We start from the raw sequence: 1,151 nt of genomic DNA, 5'->3' as shown, positions 1-1,151 counted from the left end.
TACGACCCCTTCGCGATGGATATTCGCGATGAGAGCGGGCAGGTGTTTTTCACCGCGACCCTGACGCTGGACATGCGATGGACTGACCAGCTGTCGGATTGAGACCGAGTTCCTATTGCTCGGCAACCAGCGTCGAAACTCCCAAGGCCCGGAGGTACTCTCCACTCGAGACATCGCGAGGAGCTCCCATGACCGTCATCGTCTCGGTGAAGATCAACGACGGCGTCGTCATGGCGGCCGACAGCGCCGGCTCAATGGGAAGCGGGCAGGTCTACGCACACGCGAACAAGATCGCCAACCTGTGCCACGGGATGCCCCTCGGAGCGATGTCCACCGGAACCGGCGGCATCGGCAACGAGTCCATCGAAACGCTTCTCAAGGATCTCCGGCGGCGCTTCAGCGGTCTTGATCCGGCGCATGCCGACTGGAAACTCGATCCGGAAACCTACACCGTCGCGCAGGCGGCGGGGCGACTGCGTGCCTTTCTGTTCGAGGAGAAGTCGGAGGCCTGCCCGGATCCGACGAACCTTCAGCTGCGCCTGTGCGGCTACTCCGCCGGTCGCCCGCTGGCCGAGGTGTGGGAAGTCAATATAGCGGGGCCTACCTGTCCTCCGCCGCGCCAGATCATGGATGAGAGCAGCTTCGGTGTGCTGTGGGACGGGCAGTATGAAGCTCTGAACCGCCTGATCCTGGGAGCCGGGTTCAACATCGGTGAGGCCTTGGTGCGCCACGGCGTCCCCGCCGCGAGCGCCTGCAGGCGGGCTTGGCCAAGGACCTGTACGCGACGCTCGCGGTTCCTGCGATGCCGATCCAGGACGCGATCGACCTCGCCCGTTTCCTCGTCGAGACCACCATCGGCTTCATCCGCTTCGCTGTGTTCCTTCCCAAGTCCGTTGGGGGAGCCGTACAGATCGCCGTAATCACGAAGCACGAAGGCTTCCGGTGGGTCCAAAGAAAGGAGGCCTATCCATCCGGTCTCAACGAGGGCGGCTGAATCCTGCAGTGAGTAGCTGCGAACTCGATCTCAATGATCACAGGACCTCAGGCATGTCAGCTGACTGAGGGAAAAAGCCGACGCCCTTCAGGGTCTTCTCTCCTCGGAGAGGATCGACTGTTGATTGCCACTGAGAACCGACCCGGTTTGGGGTGAA

The 1,151-nt window shown here is 62.4% G+C and carries 1 protein-coding gene; it reads left to right on the top strand.

Going from position 1 to position 1,151, the window contains the following annotated elements; genetic code table 11:
* Window positions 1-188 precede the first annotated feature (188 nt).
* On the top strand, window positions 189-920 hold the full coding sequence (locus D2K64_RS24870) for a hypothetical protein (protein ID WP_157986115.1): 732 nt from the start codon (window positions 189-191) through the stop codon (window positions 918-920).
* Window positions 921-1,151: the final 231 nt, after the last annotated feature.

Origin of the sequence: Teichococcus vastitatis (assembly GCF_003604215.1) — a bacterium.
Classification (GTDB): Bacteria; Pseudomonadota; Alphaproteobacteria; order Acetobacterales; family Acetobacteraceae; genus Pseudoroseomonas; species Pseudoroseomonas vastitatis.
The sequence above is the reverse complement of the archived record's forward strand: the minus strand, read 5'-3'. Positions and strand labels throughout refer to the sequence as shown.

What these genes read in the sequence shown, in the direction of transcription:
- D2K64_RS24870 (WP_157986115.1), top strand. Translation starts at nt 189, where the DNA reads ATGACCGTCATCGTCTCGGTGAAGATCAACGACGGCGTCGTCATGGCG.